General features: G+C 72.8%; 1 protein-coding gene (cut by a window edge). It reads right to left on the bottom strand.

What is annotated here, in order from left to right; all coding sequences use genetic code 11:
* The coding region annotated (locus VET29_RS11225; RefSeq protein WP_324918809.1) for a DnaJ domain-containing protein crosses the window boundary (this coding region is incomplete at its 3' end): on the bottom strand, positions 1–16,911 show 16,911 of its 36,206 nt. Its footprint extends 19,295 nt past the window's final position.

Here is a 16,911-nt window from a genome sequence, read left to right as displayed (position 1 = left end):
ATGAACGAGTCCGACCAGCGGCCGGCCGCCACGAGGCAGATGATCCCGGCGACCGAGGCTCCCCCGAGGAGCCGGTCGCGGAAGGACTTGATGTCGCGCAGCAGATCCCAGGTCGCGGCGCCACCCAGGTTGCCCTGGAAGTCGTCGGCCAACATCGAGAACTGGCCGTCCCAGATCGTGGAGCCACCGCGGACCGTCGACACGAACCAGTCGTGCAACCCGTGCGACAACAGGTAGACCGGCCCGGAACCACCGTTGCGGTAGTCGTCCGCCCACGGAACCGCGGTGGCCCCCTGGGACGTCGCGACGGCGAGCTCGAAGTCGTCGGCGTTCTTCTGCGGCAGGCCACGCACGAACGTGTCGGTCGGGCCGCTGTTCTCCACGATCGCGGCGTCGTGCCTCACCTCCGCCGGCAGCGACCGGAACGTGACACCCATGGGATGGCCGTTCCGGTACAGGATTCGTCGCAGCACGTCCCGGGGGTTGACGTAGATCGTCTTGCCGTTCTGCGGAGCCGTCGCCATGGGAATCCAGTCCACGGGCGGTCCGGCAGGCTGCGGAGGACGAGGGCCCGCGCTCGGCTGACCCGCCCAGCGGGGATCCTGCTGCCACGAAGGTCCTTGTGGCCACGGTCCCTGCTGCCACGAAGGTCCCTGCTGCCATGTTCCCTGCTGCCACGGTCCCTGTTGCCAAGACGCTCCCGGATGCGGTGCTCCCGGATGCGGGGCCCCTTGCCCCCATGGCTGTGGCTGCGGCTGTGGGCGCGAGTGCGACTGTGGGTGTGGGTGTGACTGTGGGTGCGCCTGCGGGTGCGACTGTGGGTGTGGGTGCGACGGTCGCGGGTGTGACGGCCCCGGCTGCTGTGCCCACGGGTTCGCCGATCTCGACGCCTGCGCCGCCGGCCGCTTCAGGAGGTTGCGTTGGGCGTCGTACTCCTGCTTGCGCGTGGGGTCGGTCAGAGTCTCGTTGGCCTCGTTTACTTCCTTGAACCTGTCCGCGGCGGTGGGGTCGGTGTTCTTGTCCGGGTGCCACTTGAGGGCGGCCTTCCTGAAGGCCTTCTTGATGTCTGTGACGGACGCGGTGGGCTCGACGCCAAGAACCTTGTAGTGGTCCGGGAAGCCGGGTGGCAGCGGCACGTCCTGCGACTGCTGCTGGCTGCCCTGCTCCTGCCGAGTCCGTTGCTGCTGGTCCTGCTCGCGAGCCTTCTGCTCGGCCTCTTCCCGAGCCTTCCGGTCCTCGCGTTCCTTGCGGTCGGCTTCTTCCCGAGCCTTGCGCTCTTCCCGTTCCTTGCGCTCGGCCGCTTCCTGCGCCTCCCGCTTTTCCCGCTCCTTGCGGTCAGCCTCTTCCTGAGCCTTCTGCTCAGCCCTGGCCTTCTCCTGCCGCTGAGCCTCCTTGTCCAACGCAGCCTGCCGCAACGCCTCCTTACGACGCTCCTCAGCAGCCTCCGCCAAAACCTTCCGCTCGGCCGCCTCCCGAGCCTCGCGCTCTTCCCGCTCCTTGCGCTCAGCCGCCTCCCGAGCCTCCCGCTCCTCGCGCTCCTTGCGCTCAGCCGCCTCCCGAGCCTCCCGCTCTTCCCGTTCCTTGCGCTCGGCCGCTTCCTGCGCCTCCCGCTTTTCCCGCTCCTTGCGGTCGGCCTCTTCCTGAGCCTTCTGCTCAGCCCTGGCCTTCTCCTGCCGCTGAGCCTCCTTCTCCAACGCGCCCTGCCGCAGCGCCTCCTTACGACGCTCCTCGGCAGCCTCCGCCAAAACCCTCTGCTCGGCCGCCGCCCGAGGCTGCCGTGACGGCCCGGCCTGCGGCCTTGCCCCGGCCTCCGACTCCCCGTCGGAATCCGAGTCGGAGTCACGGTCGGAGTCCGAGTCGGAATCACGGTCGGAGTCCGACTCCGACTCACGGTCCGAATCCGAGTCCGAGTCGCGGTCCGAATCCGAGTCCGAGTCGCGGTCCGAGTCGCGGTCGGCACCCGGCGCCCGTTCCGCACCATCCTCGGACGCGATCTCCGAACCCGCCTCGTTGTCCGAACCGGACTCCGAACCGGAGTCCGACTCTTCCTCCTGTCGCGCCTCGGTTCGGGGACGCCGAGACCCCGCACGGCCTTGCTCGTCCTCGGCGTCGCGCCGGGCGGCCTCCTCGCGGCGGCGGATCTCGGCAGCCCAGATGCGTTGCTGTTCGGCCACGGGATCACGGCGCACGGCACCGGCGTCCGGGCGTGGGCCCTCGGTGGCGGCCGCCCGGTCCTCCGGGAGTTGCGTGTCCTCCCAGACGGTACGGGTCCGCCTGACCTTGAACTGGGTGGTGACCTTGTCCCGGAAGAAGCCCTTCTTCGTGACCTTCTTGGCCTTCGCGCTGCGTTCGTAGGTCGCCCAGCCCGCGTTGTCGCCAGCGCTGACGTGGCCGTCGCCCGAGAAGGCGACGTCGCCTGTCGTGGTGTGGAACCGCGCCGTGTACCCGAGGTGCGCCAGCTCGTCCTGCAGGTCCGTCACCAGGTCGCCCTCGTCCGCCCGGGTGGCGACCATCAGGATCGACGGGTCCTCCGCCTTGCCGAACATCTTCCTGAACGCCGAGTTCTCGCTCAGGATCTTGGCGAACGCCTTGGGCGTGACCCGGATGTCGCTGGACCCGTCCCTGTCGCTGACCGGTATGACGAACTCGTCGCCGTCGGGCTTGACCACGACGAAGATGGGGTCCAGCCACGGCGCCGGCACGAGGCTCTCGGGCCGGTCGGCGAGCCTGGCCAGGGCCTCGACCGCCGTCTCACCGTCCCGGGAGCGCACCACGGTCGGGTCGCGCCGTGCGTTCCTGGCCCACGTGTCCAGGGTCTCCGCGTGCCCCTCGAAGCCGAACGCCAGGCCCCGCGCGTTGCGGGAACTACCCAGCCGGGTGCTGACCACGTCGTCCGGCCGGAACCTGACCTCCCTGCCCCGGTCGGTCCTGCCGACGATCTTCTCCTTCGCCGATGACGGCATGCCGCCGACGCCGCTCACCGGTGCCCCGCCCGTGGTCGCCAGCCCGGCCGCCTCGTCGGTCCTGACGTCCCTGTCGAACAGGCCGCGCAGCTCGGCGATCTTCGCCTGGTAGCTCTTCTTGCCGGCCGACGCCGTGTCGAGGTACTCGAAGTGCCGGCCGTCCGCCGTGCGGCGGAACGGACCCGTCCTGCCGTCGCGGGCCAGGCCGGTGAGGCCGGACTCCTTGCCGTGCTCGACCTCGCCCGTCCTCGGGTTCACGAACACCGACTGGTTCGAGTAGGAGGAGAAGTCCGACTGGTAGTACTGGTGGAACTCGTCGAAGAACCTCCGCACGTCCTGGGCGGTGACCTCGTGCCCGTCCGCCCGGCCCGCCCGGTGGGCGAGGTCCCGGATGAACTCGTACGCCGTCGTGGCGTCGTGCTTGCCGCGGAGGTAGCCACCGATGGGGTCCGAGTCGACCATCGCGCGGGCGAGGCGGAAGTCGCGCTCGTCGGACCACAGACCCTCGTGCCGGTTCATGTACCGGACCGCGCCGCGGTGCTCCGGTTCGCGGTCGTGCCGGGCCTGCTCGTCGCCGAACTGGTTCTTCGAGTTCAGCTTGTCCATGTCGTGGAACACGATCGCCTTGGCGACGGCCTCACGGGACACGAACCGCGCGGAGTCGTCGTCGCCACGGGACAGCGCGAGGAACTGGTTCAGCACCATCTGCGCGTGCTCGTGATAGGTCACCGGCTGTCCGGTCGAGCGGGCCCGGTACTGCCTGTCCGCACCCTGCGGCTTGATGACCTCGTCGAACTTTCGCGCCAGGGTCTCGTGGCCGTCCCTTGCCGACTCGTCGACCCGGCCGACCAGCTCGTCCACGACGTTCTTCGCCGACTCCGGCCGCGGGGCGGTCAGCTCGCTCTCGATCACCTCGCGGAGCCGGTCGCCGACCTCCCTGTGGTGGCCGAACACGGCCGGGTCGCTCTTCTGGGTGTAGCCCTGCCGGTAGTGCTCGCGCCACGTGCCGAACTCGTTGGGGAACGGCTCCTGCGTGCTGGTCCTGGTGTCGAAGTCGACCTTGTTCCGCTGCGCGTCGGTCGCGATCGTGGCACCGATCTGGGCCATGGTCGCGAACTCGGGCACCCGCGTGCGCATGAACCGGTCGACCTCGGCGTGGCCCACCTTCCGCAGCGGCAGGTTCGCCAGCACGTCGTCGACGTTCTCGGTCGCCGTCTCGCTCACGCGGTCGGCCAGCTGGCGCCGGTAGCGGGGGTCGACGAGACCGAAGGACGGGTCACCGTTGATCCGGTCGCGCACCGACCGCTCGAGCCCGCCGGTGATCTCGTCCTCGAACAGCTTCTTCTGCGCGGCCGGGTCGACGTCGACCAGGTCCTTGGCGAGCACCTTGTCGATCGTGTCCTTGCGGACGCCGTCGATGACCGGCCCCTGGACGATCTCCCGCAGCGCCCCGGTGTCGACCGTCAACGGCGCGTTCGCCACCGCGGCCCGCAGCGCGTGGTCGCCCCGCACGTCCTTGGCGACGTCGTCGAGGAAACTGGTGAGGCGCTGGCCGGACAGCCAGCCCGTCCGGTCGCCGCGGTTGGGCTTCGCCGCCAGGGCGGCGCTCCGGTCCGGGTCGGTGGCCAGCTCGGTGAAGTGGTCGTCCAGGTGCGCCGCGATGGTGTCCCGCAGGGTGTCCCGCAACAGGTTCGAGAAGGTCCCGGCGTCCAGCACCGCGAACCGGCCGTCGGCCATGACGTGGTCGGCGAGCGCGTTCGCCATCGGGGTGATCACGGTGTCCCGGAAGCTGCCGTGGTGGCTGTTGCCGTGCTGGATCGACGCGGTGAGCTCGGGCAGGGTCGCACCGAGCGGCACGCTCGGCCCGGCCGGACCGTTCATCCTGCGCAGCATCATCTCGGCGGGGCGGGAGAAGCCCGAGCCCGTGAACCTGCCGAGCGACTGCCCCATCTCCGTGAACACACGGCCCTTGTCCACCGGCGGCGCCACCCGCTCGACCAGGTCCCTGGTGACCGCGCCGACCTCCTCGCGGATCGCGTTCGAGACCTGCTCGAGGTTGCGGGCGGTGGGGCCGTGGGTGTTGACGAAGGTGTTGAGCTTCGCGGTCAGCCGGGCACCGCTCGACGCGGGGGCCTTGCCCTTGCCGCCGTCCTCGCCCGGAATCGCCTCGTCGGGGCTGAAGAAGGCCGACGTGCGCTGCCCGGCGGCGACCTCCGGCTCGGTCCACAGGACGTACGCCTCGCGCAGCCGGGCGGCCAGGCCACGCAGCTGCTTCGGGTCGTTGCGGAACCCGTCGAAGCGCACCCGCCCGTCCTGGTCGCGCTTCCAGTGGAACCACGGGTCGTTGTCCGGCCCGAGGGCCGTCGAGGAGAAGTCCGGCCTGATGCCCAGGCGCTCGTGGAGGTCCGAGATGGGTTCCACGCGGCCGGACAGGTCCGGCCGGGCGTGCCCGGTGCTCTCCGGCGGCACGTAGGTGACCAGGGAGCCGTCGAGCGCGTACCGGCGCAGGTTGTCGAGGTCGGCGCCGCGCAGGCCGAACTGGTTGACGTCGCCGCTCTGGTCGACGTTCAGCGACCGGTCCCGGCCGGCGTCCACGCCCTCCGGCCGGGCGTCCCCGCTCGCCTTCAGGTAGGTGTCGAGGGGCACCAGGTAGGAGCGCAGCAGCGGCGTCGCGTGCGTCTCGCCCTTCTGGAGCTGGTCGTTGCGGTACTTGGCCACCCACTGCACGGCACGCAGCGGGCGCCCGCCGGACACCCACGCGACGCTCGCCTTGCCGGTCGACGGCGTCACCTTGCCGTTCGCGTCCTGGTGGACGTCCTTGTGGTCGGAGCCGGGCAGGGCGGTGTCGAACACGGCGGTGTAGGCGCGCACGTAGTGCTTGCCGGCGATCGTCTCGACCTCGAACTCGCCGCGGTGCTCCAGGTGGTCGGCGCCGTCGGCGGCCGACCTGGTCGGGCCCGGGTAGACGACCCCGGTCCGGCCCAGCTCCACGGCCTGCTTCGTGCCGAGGAACCGCGGCACGCCGGCCACGTTCGCGTCCACCACGTGCACCGGGCGGCCGGTGACCGGCCCGTACGACCGCCAGTCGCCGTCGTTGCCCAGAACGTGCACCCGCAGGCCGGCCTCGCCGGCGATCGCGCCGAGGTCGAAGCCGCTCCGGCGGCGCCTCGCGGCGTCGTCCAGTGCCCTGGTGATCCGCCGGTACTCGCTAGGCGCGTGCGGGTCGAGGCTGCGCTTGAGTGCGTCGACGAGGTTCGCGACGGGGCTGGCGCCGCCGTCCGCGATGACCGCGTGCGCGCCCTGCAGGTCCATCTGCGCCTGCTGCGCGGCGCTCAGGGCGCTGTGGGCGAGCACGCCACCGGCCGGCAGGGTCGGCGGCCGCTGCTGCCTGGTGCCGCCCGGTCCGGCCGCGGCCCGCCCCGGGTTGCCGGCGTCGGCGGGCTTCGGCGTGAACGGCGCGTAGACCGGGTCGAGCCGCGCGCCCCTGGGCAGCATCATGAGGCCGATGTCCGTCGGCTTCGTGCTCAGGTTGGCCGGCATGCCGTCCTGACCGTCGAGGTAGAGGAACCGGCCGTCGGCGAGCTTCTCGACGATGAAGTAGTGGCCCTTCTTGTCGGCGTGGTCGGCGAAGACCATCCCCTTCGCGCCGACGGGCACCTGCGGCCGCGCGAGGATCCGGTCGATCGTGTCGTAGTCCGGGACCCGGCGGAACCGGCGGCCGGTGCCCCGCTCCATGTCCTCGGTCCGGACGGGCGCGCTGGGACCCGCCTCGTGCACCTCGCCGTGCTCGAGCGCGTTGTAGGCCTGGACGGTGGCGGGGCCGCAGTTCGTGCGGGCACCCGGGACGCGCTGGTCGAACCGCGCCTTGTTGACCATCGGCACCAGCGGGCGGGTGGACCGCATGAAGGCCGCGGCCTCGTCGGTGTTGCGGAAGCTGCCGAGGGAGATCCGGTTCGGGGAGGGGTCGACCGGGTGGACGCCCTGTGCGGCCTCGGGCATGCCGCCCACGCCGCGGACCCTGTTGGGTGCCACGAAGAACGCGTCCGCGCGCGGCGCCGCGTGCGACTCGGTGACCGGCGAGGCCGGCTCGTCGTCCGCCCAGAACCCGCTGTCGTCCCGCAACGGGCTGCCCGTCCGCGAGGACTCCCCCGCCCCGCCCCGGGTGCCCTCGTCACTCGCGAGTCTCGTGTTGACCACCGGCGCGTCGCTCGTGCGTGCCGACCGCGAGACGTGCGGGGCGCCGGGGGGTTCGAGGCCCATCTGCCGCAGGCCGGCCTCGTCGGTGTAGACGTGGAAGCGGTCGCGGGCCGTGCGTGGCGCGGTCCACTCCGCGGGCACCGTGCCCCGGTACTCGGGCGTGACCGTCCAGTTCGCCCACCCGCTGACGCGGTAGGACGGGCCCGTGGTCTTGGTCTCGCTGGTGTCGCTCTTGGCCTTGAAGTCCGACCCGGCGCCGCGCTGCCAGCTGTAGCCGGGGCCGGTGAAGCCGACGTTCGCGCCTCGCCGGTACTCCATCCCGCCGTCGGCGTCCAGCATCTGCCGGGAGCTGCCCGTGAGTGACTCGACCGTGGCCCGGCCACCGGTCTTGATGCTCGGGCCCTCCTTGTGCTTGTCCTTGACGGCGGTGGTCGTCGCGTCCTTGGTCGTGAACTCGGCCGGGCCGTCGAGCGGCGTGACCCGGGCATCGTCCAGCGTGGCGTGGAAGTTCAGCGCCGACAGCGGGGTCGGCACGCCGGCGCCCGCGCTGTAGAAGCCGTCGAGGTCGAGGCCGCCGAGCCGGTAGCCGCCCTCGGTGATGGCCTTCGGCAGGTGCGAGGAGACCGCGCTCGGCCGGGTGCCGGTGTTGATGGTGTCCAGCGCGCTGCTCGCCTGCGCGGGCACCTTCGTCGGGGTCGGCCCCGCCGACTCGCCCGGCCGGGTGCCGTTGACGATGTCCTGCACGGCGAAGTGCAGGTTCGTGGAGTTCGCGACCACGTGCCGGTTGTCGGGCAGCGTGGTGATCCGGCCTGGCCGGGCCTCGCCCGTGGCCAGCTCGCTCACGGGCACCCGCGTCGCCACCGCGTCGGGGACGCTGTCGATGCGGTGGTGGGTGCTCGTCGGCTCCGGCGTGAACAGGTCGGCGACGCCGCCGCTCAGGACGCGCGGCGCACGGCTCGCGTAGGCGGTCTTCGTGACCGTCAGCTCGAGGCCGAGGCCGTGCCGGTAGGTCGCCCGCTCGCCCTCCGGCGCCTGGTAGCCGCGGGTCTGGCTGGTGGCGACCGACTCGGTGCGGGAGTTCGCGGACTTGTGGGTGCCGGTCGCGCTGCCGGCGAACCGGACGGGGTGCTGCTCGCCGAGCATCGCCGACTTGCTGGCGAGGACGGTCCGCGAGTTCACCTGCCGGGTGTGGCCGTCGCCGGTGGCGTGGGTCGTGGTGCTGGTGGTCTTGGTCTCGTGCTCGCTCCCCCAGCCCTTCGAGGTGCCCGCGTACTCGCCGAACCTCTGGTTACCACGCAGGTTCAGCGCGACGGTGTAGGTGCCTAGCGGCCCGGCGACCGTGTCGGACCAGCGCAGGCCGGGGCCGCCGAGGAGGTCCTGGTAGCGGGACTCGAAGCCACGCTTGCCGAGCTGGGTGACGACCTTGCGGTAGAGCCCCTCGCTGGCCTGGCGCAACCCGTCGCCGTTGAGCCACTCCGGCAGCGACCGCTCGCCCACCCAGCCGGCGAACCGGGACACCACCGAACGCGGCACCTCGTCGTGCGGCACCAGGTCGAGCAGGTCGCGGGTCGCGTCGAGGACCTGCTGGGTGATCTCGGGCCGGATCGACACCGGGGCGTGGCCGTCGATGTCCGACTCGGGCGGCAGGTGGCCGGCGTGGCCGGCGGTCGGCTGCTCGACCTCGGGCAGGTGGTCGAGGCCGAGCTGGTGCAGCTCGTCGGCGGGCACCCAGATCCGCACGGCGTTCTCGCGGTGCGCCTCCTGGTGGTGCCAGCTGCCCGCCTCGTCGCCGCCGGTGACGGTCGACCCCGCGGCGGCGTCGCGGCTGCCGCCCAGCACGCTGAGGTCGTAGGTGACCGGGTAGACGAGACCGCTGTAGGTCGTCGTCGTGGTGCGCTCGAACTCGTCGGCGACGGCGTGCTCCTCCGACGACTTGGTGCCGTCGGTGTAGCCGAGGATCTCGTGGACCGAGGTGTGGCCGGAGCTGCCGAGCCGGGCGCGGCCCGTCAGTCCGCCGCCCCCGGCGTGCTCGGTGCCGTGGCCGGTGGCGCCGGTGACCTTGCTGGCGAAGGTCAGCTCCATCTCCTCCGGCGCACCCGTGATGCGCGGGTTGGACAGCGCGGTCGCGATCCGCGCGTCGCCGATGCGGTCCGTGGTGCCCGGCAGTCCGGCGCCCCGGCGGTTGACCGGCATCTGGTAGACGCCCTGGCCCGCGTCGTCGAGGTGTGCGGCGACCTGCTTGCCGCTGGCGAAGTCGTGCGTCTGGTGGCGGGTGAACGGACCGGTCTCCTGAGGCTCGCCCAGGCCGCTCCGGAGTGCCTCGCCGAGGCCGTTCGGCAGGTCGACGCCGTGCACGACGAAGTGGTCCGGCAGCGCGCCGGGGCGCCAGCCCGCCGGCCGCTTCGGGGTGCTGTGCTCGACCGGCCGGAACTCCTGGTGCGGGCGTTCCGGGCCGGTGGCGGGGTCGAAGTGGCCGCCGGCGAACGTGGTGGCCAGGCCGCCCGGCACGGTCCGGCTGCCGAGCACGCCGTCCTTGCCGTGCACGGTGATCTCGTAGTGGTCGACGGTGTGGTCGTGGGCGGCGACGTCGCCGGACTTCCAGCCCTGCTCGTGCCCGGCGCCGCTCGACGAGGTCAGCGTGGTCTCGGTCGTGCCCGCGGTGCGGTTGTACTGGCCGCGCAGTTCGCCGGAGCCGACCCCGTCGACCCCGCCGCGCAGGCCCGCGCCACCGCCCGCGGTGTAGCCGCTCTTGACGACGTCGCTGTGCTCGACCGCCTGGTCGGTGGACAGCGCGCCCTTCATCGTGGCGCCCGGGACGACCCGGCTCGCGCCGCCGTTGCCGTTGCCGTTGCCGACCACGCCGGGCGCGTCGAACGTGCCGTAGCCGGTGCGGGGCTGCTGCGGACGCACGGCCTTGACGACCACCTGCACGAAGTCGTCCGGGGTGCCGGTGCCCGCGTGGGTCGCGGAGACCAGCAGCAGCGACATGCCGTCGCCGTTCAGGTCGGCGCCGCGGTTGGCGGCTCCCCGCGCGGAGAAGGCCCGCTCGACGACGGCCTCGTTGCGGGCGACGTGCGCGGCCGACGTCTTGCCCGCCTCGTCCAGCACACCCGCGGGGAGCACATCACGCAGCGCGTTCTCGACGGCGGGCAGGTTCGGGAAGCGGGTCTCGCCGGTGAGGATCTTCTGCGCCGGGAACGGCTCGGCCTCGGGGCCGCCCGCCGGGTAGGCCTCGGCCTTGCCGCCGGTGGCGGTCCAGCTGACCGCACCCGCGGGCTGGGCGAACGCGGCCTGCTCGACCGTCCCGTCGTCGAAGCGGACGTTCAGCTTGTAGGTGAGGTCGGTGGCATTGCCCGACAGCGTGCCCTTGGTCGTCCACTGGACCTGGCTCGCGACCTCGCTCGACTGCGTCGTGACGAGGTCCTCGTGGTTGGTGCGCTTGCCCTGGACGAGACCCGTCAGCTTGAGGTCGGTGCCGCTGCCCACGGCGGTCCCGAGATTCACCCCCGACCGCAGCCGCACGGACACGTCGACCGGCTGGACCTGCGCGGTCTCCAGCGAGCGGCCCGAGGTCTGGCCCGCCTTGCTGGTGAGCTTGCCCTTGCCGGCACCGCCGCCGTCGGGGGTGGCGAGCGGGTGCTCGGCGCCCTTGTCGACGGACAGCTCCACGGTCGCGGTGTGCTGCTTGCCCCACGGGTCGCTCACCACGAGCTCCTCGCGGACGGTGTGACCGTCGAGCAGCTCGGGGCCGCGCTGGGAGAGGTAGTCGCCGCTGGTGAACTTGCGCAGCGTGCCCCGCACGGGCGAGCCGATCTCGTCGGCCTTGCCGGTCCACGCGGGGTGGCGTTGCACCGCGTCCCTGGCCGCGTCGAACAGGCCCTGGCCGGCGATCAGCCGGACGGCGGGCGGGGTCGGCCCGGTCTTCTTCGCGCCGGTCCCGTCGGTCGGGCGCAGGTCGGCGAAGTCGTCCGCGGTGCTGAGCGTGGCGCCGCCGGGCTCGTGGCCGCCGAACTCGACCGGCGCCGCACCGTTGCGGGCCAGGGTGGCCGTGTAGTGCAGGTCGTGGGTGCTGGTGGTGCGGGGGCCCTTCGACTCGATCGCGGCACCCGTGCGGGACTCGCCCGAGCTGACGGCCGACCACGTCGAGCCGGGCACGCGGCCCTTGACGTTGACGCGGGCGTCCACCGGCAGGCCGAGCGTCGAGCCGGGGAGCCGGCCACCGATGCCCGGGTCGGCCTTCGACCCCCCGGGCAGCGTGTCCTTGGACTTGCCGTACTTGCCGGAGCTGCTCTCGATCTTGTTCTTCGCGTCGCCGGTGGGGACGAGGTCGTGCGGCTCGCCGGTGTTGTCACCGAGTCCGGTGTGGACGGTCAGCTCGACGGCGGACGCGCCCTGGCCGGCCGAGACGGTCAGGTGCCCCGGGCCGCCGGACCTCGTGAAGTGGTTGGCCAGCTCGCTGTCGGACAGGCCCGCGAGGACCTGGTCGCGGACGGGCTTCGGCGTGGCCGCCCCGGTCATCGCCTGCTCGGCCTGCGCGCGCAGGCCGGAGCCGTCGATCCGGTCGGCCGTGACGAGGTTGAGCGGCAGCAGGTCGCGGAGCTGCTGGGTGCGGCCGGGCGTCGTCGAGCGGCCGGGGGTCGTCGAGCGGCCGGAGTTCGACGGGCCTGCCTCGGACTCGGGCTGGACCTCGGCCCGCGCACCACGCGCACCGTGGCGGGTACGGGGGTTGTCGAGCTGGGTGCGCAGCTGCTCGGAGAGGCGCTCGGCCTTGGTGACGTCACCGGTCTTCAGCAGCTCCGCGGCCACCGACCTGCGTACCGCGTCGTCCCGGTCGGCACGGGCGTGCTCCAGCGCGGACATCTCCTCGGGGAACATCACGAGCTGCGTCTGGTGGCGGGCGCTGACGATCTCGCCCGCGATCCGCATCGCCTCGGCCACGTCGGCCTGCGACCGCTTGCCGAACGAGTCCTCGGCCTGCTCGGCCTTGCGCATCAACCACGGCGGGGTGACCGCCGCCAGCTCCGCGGAGGTGGGCAGCGGCAGGGCGCGCTCGCCGTCCGGTGTGGAGCGGCCACTGCTCTGCTCCGCGAGGGTCTCGGCGAGACGGGTCGCCTCGCCGCCGTCGTAGATGGTGTGGGCCAGCACGTCGACCACGTGGTCGCGCATGGCACCGGCCGCCCAGCCGACGGTCGCCAGCGCGGCCTCGGCCCGCTCCCGCAGGCCCTGCTGGATCTGGGCGGGCAGTTCGGTCATGAACCGCTGCGCCTCCCCGTACAGGCGCCACAGCTCGGCGAGGCCCCTGTCCAGGGTGGACGGCTCGGGCGGTGGCGGGGTGCCACGCTCGGAGGACGAGGACGAGGACGGCGGCGAGATCGGGCGGCCGTCCGGCCCGAACACCCGCTCGGGTCCGCTGGTCGGCACCAGCTGCCGCCAGCCCCGCTTGGTCAGCGCCAGGCCGTCCCCGCTGTCCTGGACGAGCCCGGCCTCCCGCAGCACCTGGAAGGCGTTGCCGAAGTCCCTGCGGTTCAGCCCGAACGCGGCGAGGGTCTGCCGCGTGTCGCCCGAGTCGTGCAGCGTGCGGAACCCGCCGTCGAAGGCGAGGACCCTGGCGACCTGCTCGATCGCGGGCGTCGACCTCGGCAGCACGGCCCGGACGTTCGCGACGATGTCGTCGGCCTTGATGCCCAGCAGATCGCCGACCTGGGTGGGTGAGGGCGGCTCGGTGTCCGACGACGGCGTGCCCTCGCGGCCCGCGGGAGCGATGGGGTTGTTGCCGCCACGCGACTCCTGGATCGGGCCGGGGGCGTTCGGGTCCTGCCACTGCTGGAACCACGGCCGCAGCGCGGCCCTGATGTCGCGCGGCACCGGCAACCCCGCCACCTGGCGGACCCGGTCGTGCAGGCGCCGCGCGACCGGCTCGCCGTGGTCGCGGGCCACCGTGGACAGGATCGCGTCCAGCTCGCGCTTGCGTGGGCCGTTCGAGAGGTGCGCCTGGGCGGTCATCGCCAGGCGGCCCTTCATCAGGCCCGGCACGTGCTCGGCGTAGTGGTGCAGGTTGACGCCGTCGAGGTTGGCCCGCTTGTACTCCTCGATCCGGTGGTCGATCGCCTTCCGGACGTGGTCCGCCGTGGGGGTGGCGCCGTCCCGCGTGTCGAGCAGGTCGAGCGAGTCCACGAAGTCGAACAGGTCCTGCGCGACCTTCGTGACGCTGGCCTCACCGAGCTTGGTCCGGCTGATCATCGTCTTGAGCTTGTCGTCGCGGATCTCGTCCAGCGGCAGCGCGTGCACCCGCCGGCCGCCGCCCATGTCCAGCGACACCAGGTTCGGGGTCGCGCCGTGGACGGCGGACAGGCTGACCTCGTGGCCGAGCACGTTGTCCGAGCCGATGGTCAGTGCGCCGGCGCCGAGCGGCCGGAACTGGTCGACCTGCGCGCCGGAGGGCACGGACGGGTCGGCGTTGCGGGCCGCGTGGTAGTCGTTCCGCAGCCGCGACACCACGGACTTGTTGAGGTAGTCGAGTACCTGGCCGCCGTCGTGCTCGGCGAAGGACCGGAAGCCGCTCTGGTCCTCCGCCACCCGGAAGTCCAGGTCGTTGACCGCACGGCGCCCGCCCTGGAAGGCCAGCGCACCGCCACCCGCCAGGTAGGCGGTCGCGCCGAGCGGCCGGAGGGCGTCGGTGAACAGGCCGGCCATCTGCCGGTGCGGCAGGACCGGTGCCGGACCTGGTTGCGCGGGGCGGTCGTCGGGGGCGGGCACGCGGTCGCGGCTGGGCGGGCGCTCCTCGTGCAGCGCGCCGTCCCGCCTGGCGTCGGCCAGGTCGTGCCGTGTGGGACGCGCGCCGCCGTGCCCGTCGGACACGTGGCGACCGTCCCCGGCGGACGGCGGCCGGTAGCGGCGGGCGGCGGCGTCCAGCGCGGGCAGGTCGGCGACCCTGGCCCGCCGGTCCTTGCCGCCTCCGGCGAGGTCCGGATGCACGGTGTGCTCCGGCGTGGCACCCATCTCGGTGGCGCCGGACCACAGCAGCGGCGCGAAACCGGTCACCGGACGGTGGGTGTTCAGCGCGCCCATGGACTTGTTCTTGACGTCCACGAAGTTGACGACGCCGCGGTCGTCCTTGTGGACCAGGATGTAGTGCCCATCGGCGTCCGCGGTGTCGCCGCCGCCGAGGAAGACGATGCCCTGCGCGCCCGGTTTCTGGGTGCGCATGTACCGGGCGATCTGGTCGGGCGAGGCCTGGCGGAACGGCAGGCCCGCGAGGTCGCCCGCGTCGCCGACCCGCACCGGGTTGCCGTGGCCGGCGACGAAGGTTTCGCCGTCCAGGATGGAGAACGAGCCCTGGACGGTCACCTCGAGGCAGTTCGCGCTGTCCGGGCTGCGGTCGACGCCGAGCAGTTTCGCGTAGTTCGCCTTGAAGTACCGCGACCCGTCGGCCGGGGTGGCGAAGCTCTCGTGGGTCAGGACCGAGCCCTCGGGTGCGGTCAGGGCCTGGCGGAAGTCGAGGTCGCCGGCGTGCGTGGCCGCGTGGCCCGGGGTCGCCGCGCCGCCGGTCATGTCGGGGTTCAGCGCGCCGCTCATCAGCGGGACGAAGAAGTCGCCGCCGCGTCGGCCGCCCGACCGGACCGGGGCGTCGTCGACGAGGTCGCCGCCCCGTGCGGTGGACTCGCCGTCGGAAAGGCTGTCCTCCGACCAGAACCCGCCGTCGGCGTCGGTGTCCCGGGTCGCGGGGCCGGGGTCGCGGACGGAACCGGAGTCGAAGCCGGGGTCGAAGCCGCGGTCCGAGCCGTGGTCGGTACGGCCGTTGGTGCTGCCGTTGGTGCTGCGGTCGGTGCCGCTGCGGACCGAGCCGTCGCCGTCCTGCTGGAAGTCGCGGTAGGTCTGCTCGGCGCGGGTGGCCGCGTCGTTCGCCCGGTTCGCGAACTCGTTGCCGATCCGGCTGCCCGCCCGCATGGCGTCCAGCACGAACCGGTTCGCGACCTTGCCCTTCTCGACCTTCTTCGGGTTCTCGTTCAGCTCCGGGAAGTCCTCGACGTGCCGCTGCGCCCCGCGCCGGGCGTCCATGATGGACGGTCCGACCTGGTCCCGCGCGTTCTGCGCCGAGTCGCGTGCCAGGAGCTGGTTGCCGTGCGCGTCGTTGGTGGACTCCCGCTGGATGCGTTCCTGCGCGGCCTGCTCGGCCTGCGCGCCCCGGACGACTCCCGGCTGGTTGTTGCGCTTCGCGGCCGCGGCGAACTTCTCGGCCCGCGCGGCGTCCTCGGCCGCCTTCGTGGCCCTGGCCGTCGCGTCCGCAGTCCGCGAGGCGTGCTGCGCGGCGGCGTACGCGGCGGCGCCGGCCGGCTGCGCGGCGCGGGCCGCGACGAGCTGGGTGTCGTACTCCTGCTTTGTCGCCCAGTACTTGGCCTGCGCGTCGTTCCGCTTCTTCCGCGCCGCCGCGAGCTCACCGACGTCGGTCGACTTGCCCTTGCCGCCGTGCTGCCTGAGCTTGACCGCGTCGAGCTCCTTGACCGCCTCGGTCCACGCCTTGCGGGCCTTGCCGTGCTCGGCGACGGCGTCCGCCAGCGAGCCGGGCAGCGGCATCGCGGGGTCCGGGTAGTGGCGGATGGCGTAGGCGTCGGACACGGGCAGCACGGCCACGCCCTCGCCGGAGCCCGGCACGGCACCCTTCTTCCGCGCCACGAACAGGAACTGCCCGTCGTGCAGGTCGACCTGGGTGAGCTTGCCCGGGTCCTCGAGGGACTTCGGCGTGCCCGCCTTGCCCTTCCTGGTGCTCTCCCCCTCCAGCACGCTCTCGTGCCCGCCGAGCTTGACGTTGCCCGCCTGGCTCCCCGCGAACACCGAGCCGAAGTTGTTGCGGCCCTCGGCGAAGGAGTTCTTGCCGCCCGGGTGCGTGACACCGCCGCTGCCCTGGAGGGGCAGCGCGTTGGCACTCGCGTCGTGGCCGGTCTTCGAGCCGGACTTGTCCGTGTAGGTGGTGTCGGACTTGGCCTCGATGTCGACCCAGTCCCCCGCGCCCGACAGCCTCGGCTCGTCGTCGAGGCCGAGGTGGACCTCCACGTCGAAGTCGCTCAGCGGGAACGTGAACTGGCCGGCCATCATGTCCGGCGACCCCGCCTTCACCGCGGCGAGCGTCACCTCCGACTTCAGCTCGGCGATGGTCCGGGACGGCAGCTCCCGCACCCCCGGCACCCGCAGCAGCGCCCGCTCGACCCGGTTGCGGAACTCGGCCATGTCGCCGAAGTAGTGCTCGGCGACGAACTTGCCGCGCTCGTAGCTCGGCCGGTCCGGCTTGGGGGCGCCCTCCTCGGTCAGCGCCATGTGGCCGTCCTGCCCGCGCCACCTGGCGGTCTGCTCGGGGGTGGCCTTCTTCGGGTGCGGGTTCGAGTCCGACCACGGCTCCGGGTCGGCCTCGCCGAGCTTCGCGCCGACGGGCTCGGGGAACGACTCCTCCGGCAGCTTCAGCAGGTCGACGTCGTGCGTCGCGCCCTTGTCCTGGGCGACGACCTCGCGGGCGACCTCGTTGCCGTGGTCGTCGATCCCGAAACCGCGCTCGATCCGGACGTCCAGCTCGATCCGGCCCGCGTAGGAGGCCATCGGCCCGGACGTCTCGGCCGACTGCTTGTGGCTCTGCGACAGGCCCTGCGAACGCTCGTCGTCCCGGCGGCCCAGTGCGACGTCGGCGCCGAGGCCACCGGCCAGGCCGCCGCTGCCGGGGCCGTGCCCGGTCGTGGCGCCGGCGGCGGCCGGGTCGCTCTTG

Source organism: Actinophytocola sp., assembly GCF_035634895.1.
Taxonomy (GTDB): Bacteria; Actinomycetota; Actinomycetes; order Mycobacteriales; family Pseudonocardiaceae; genus Actinophytocola.
Note: the sequence above shows the minus strand (reverse complement) of the source record. Positions and strands in the feature narration are given on the sequence as shown.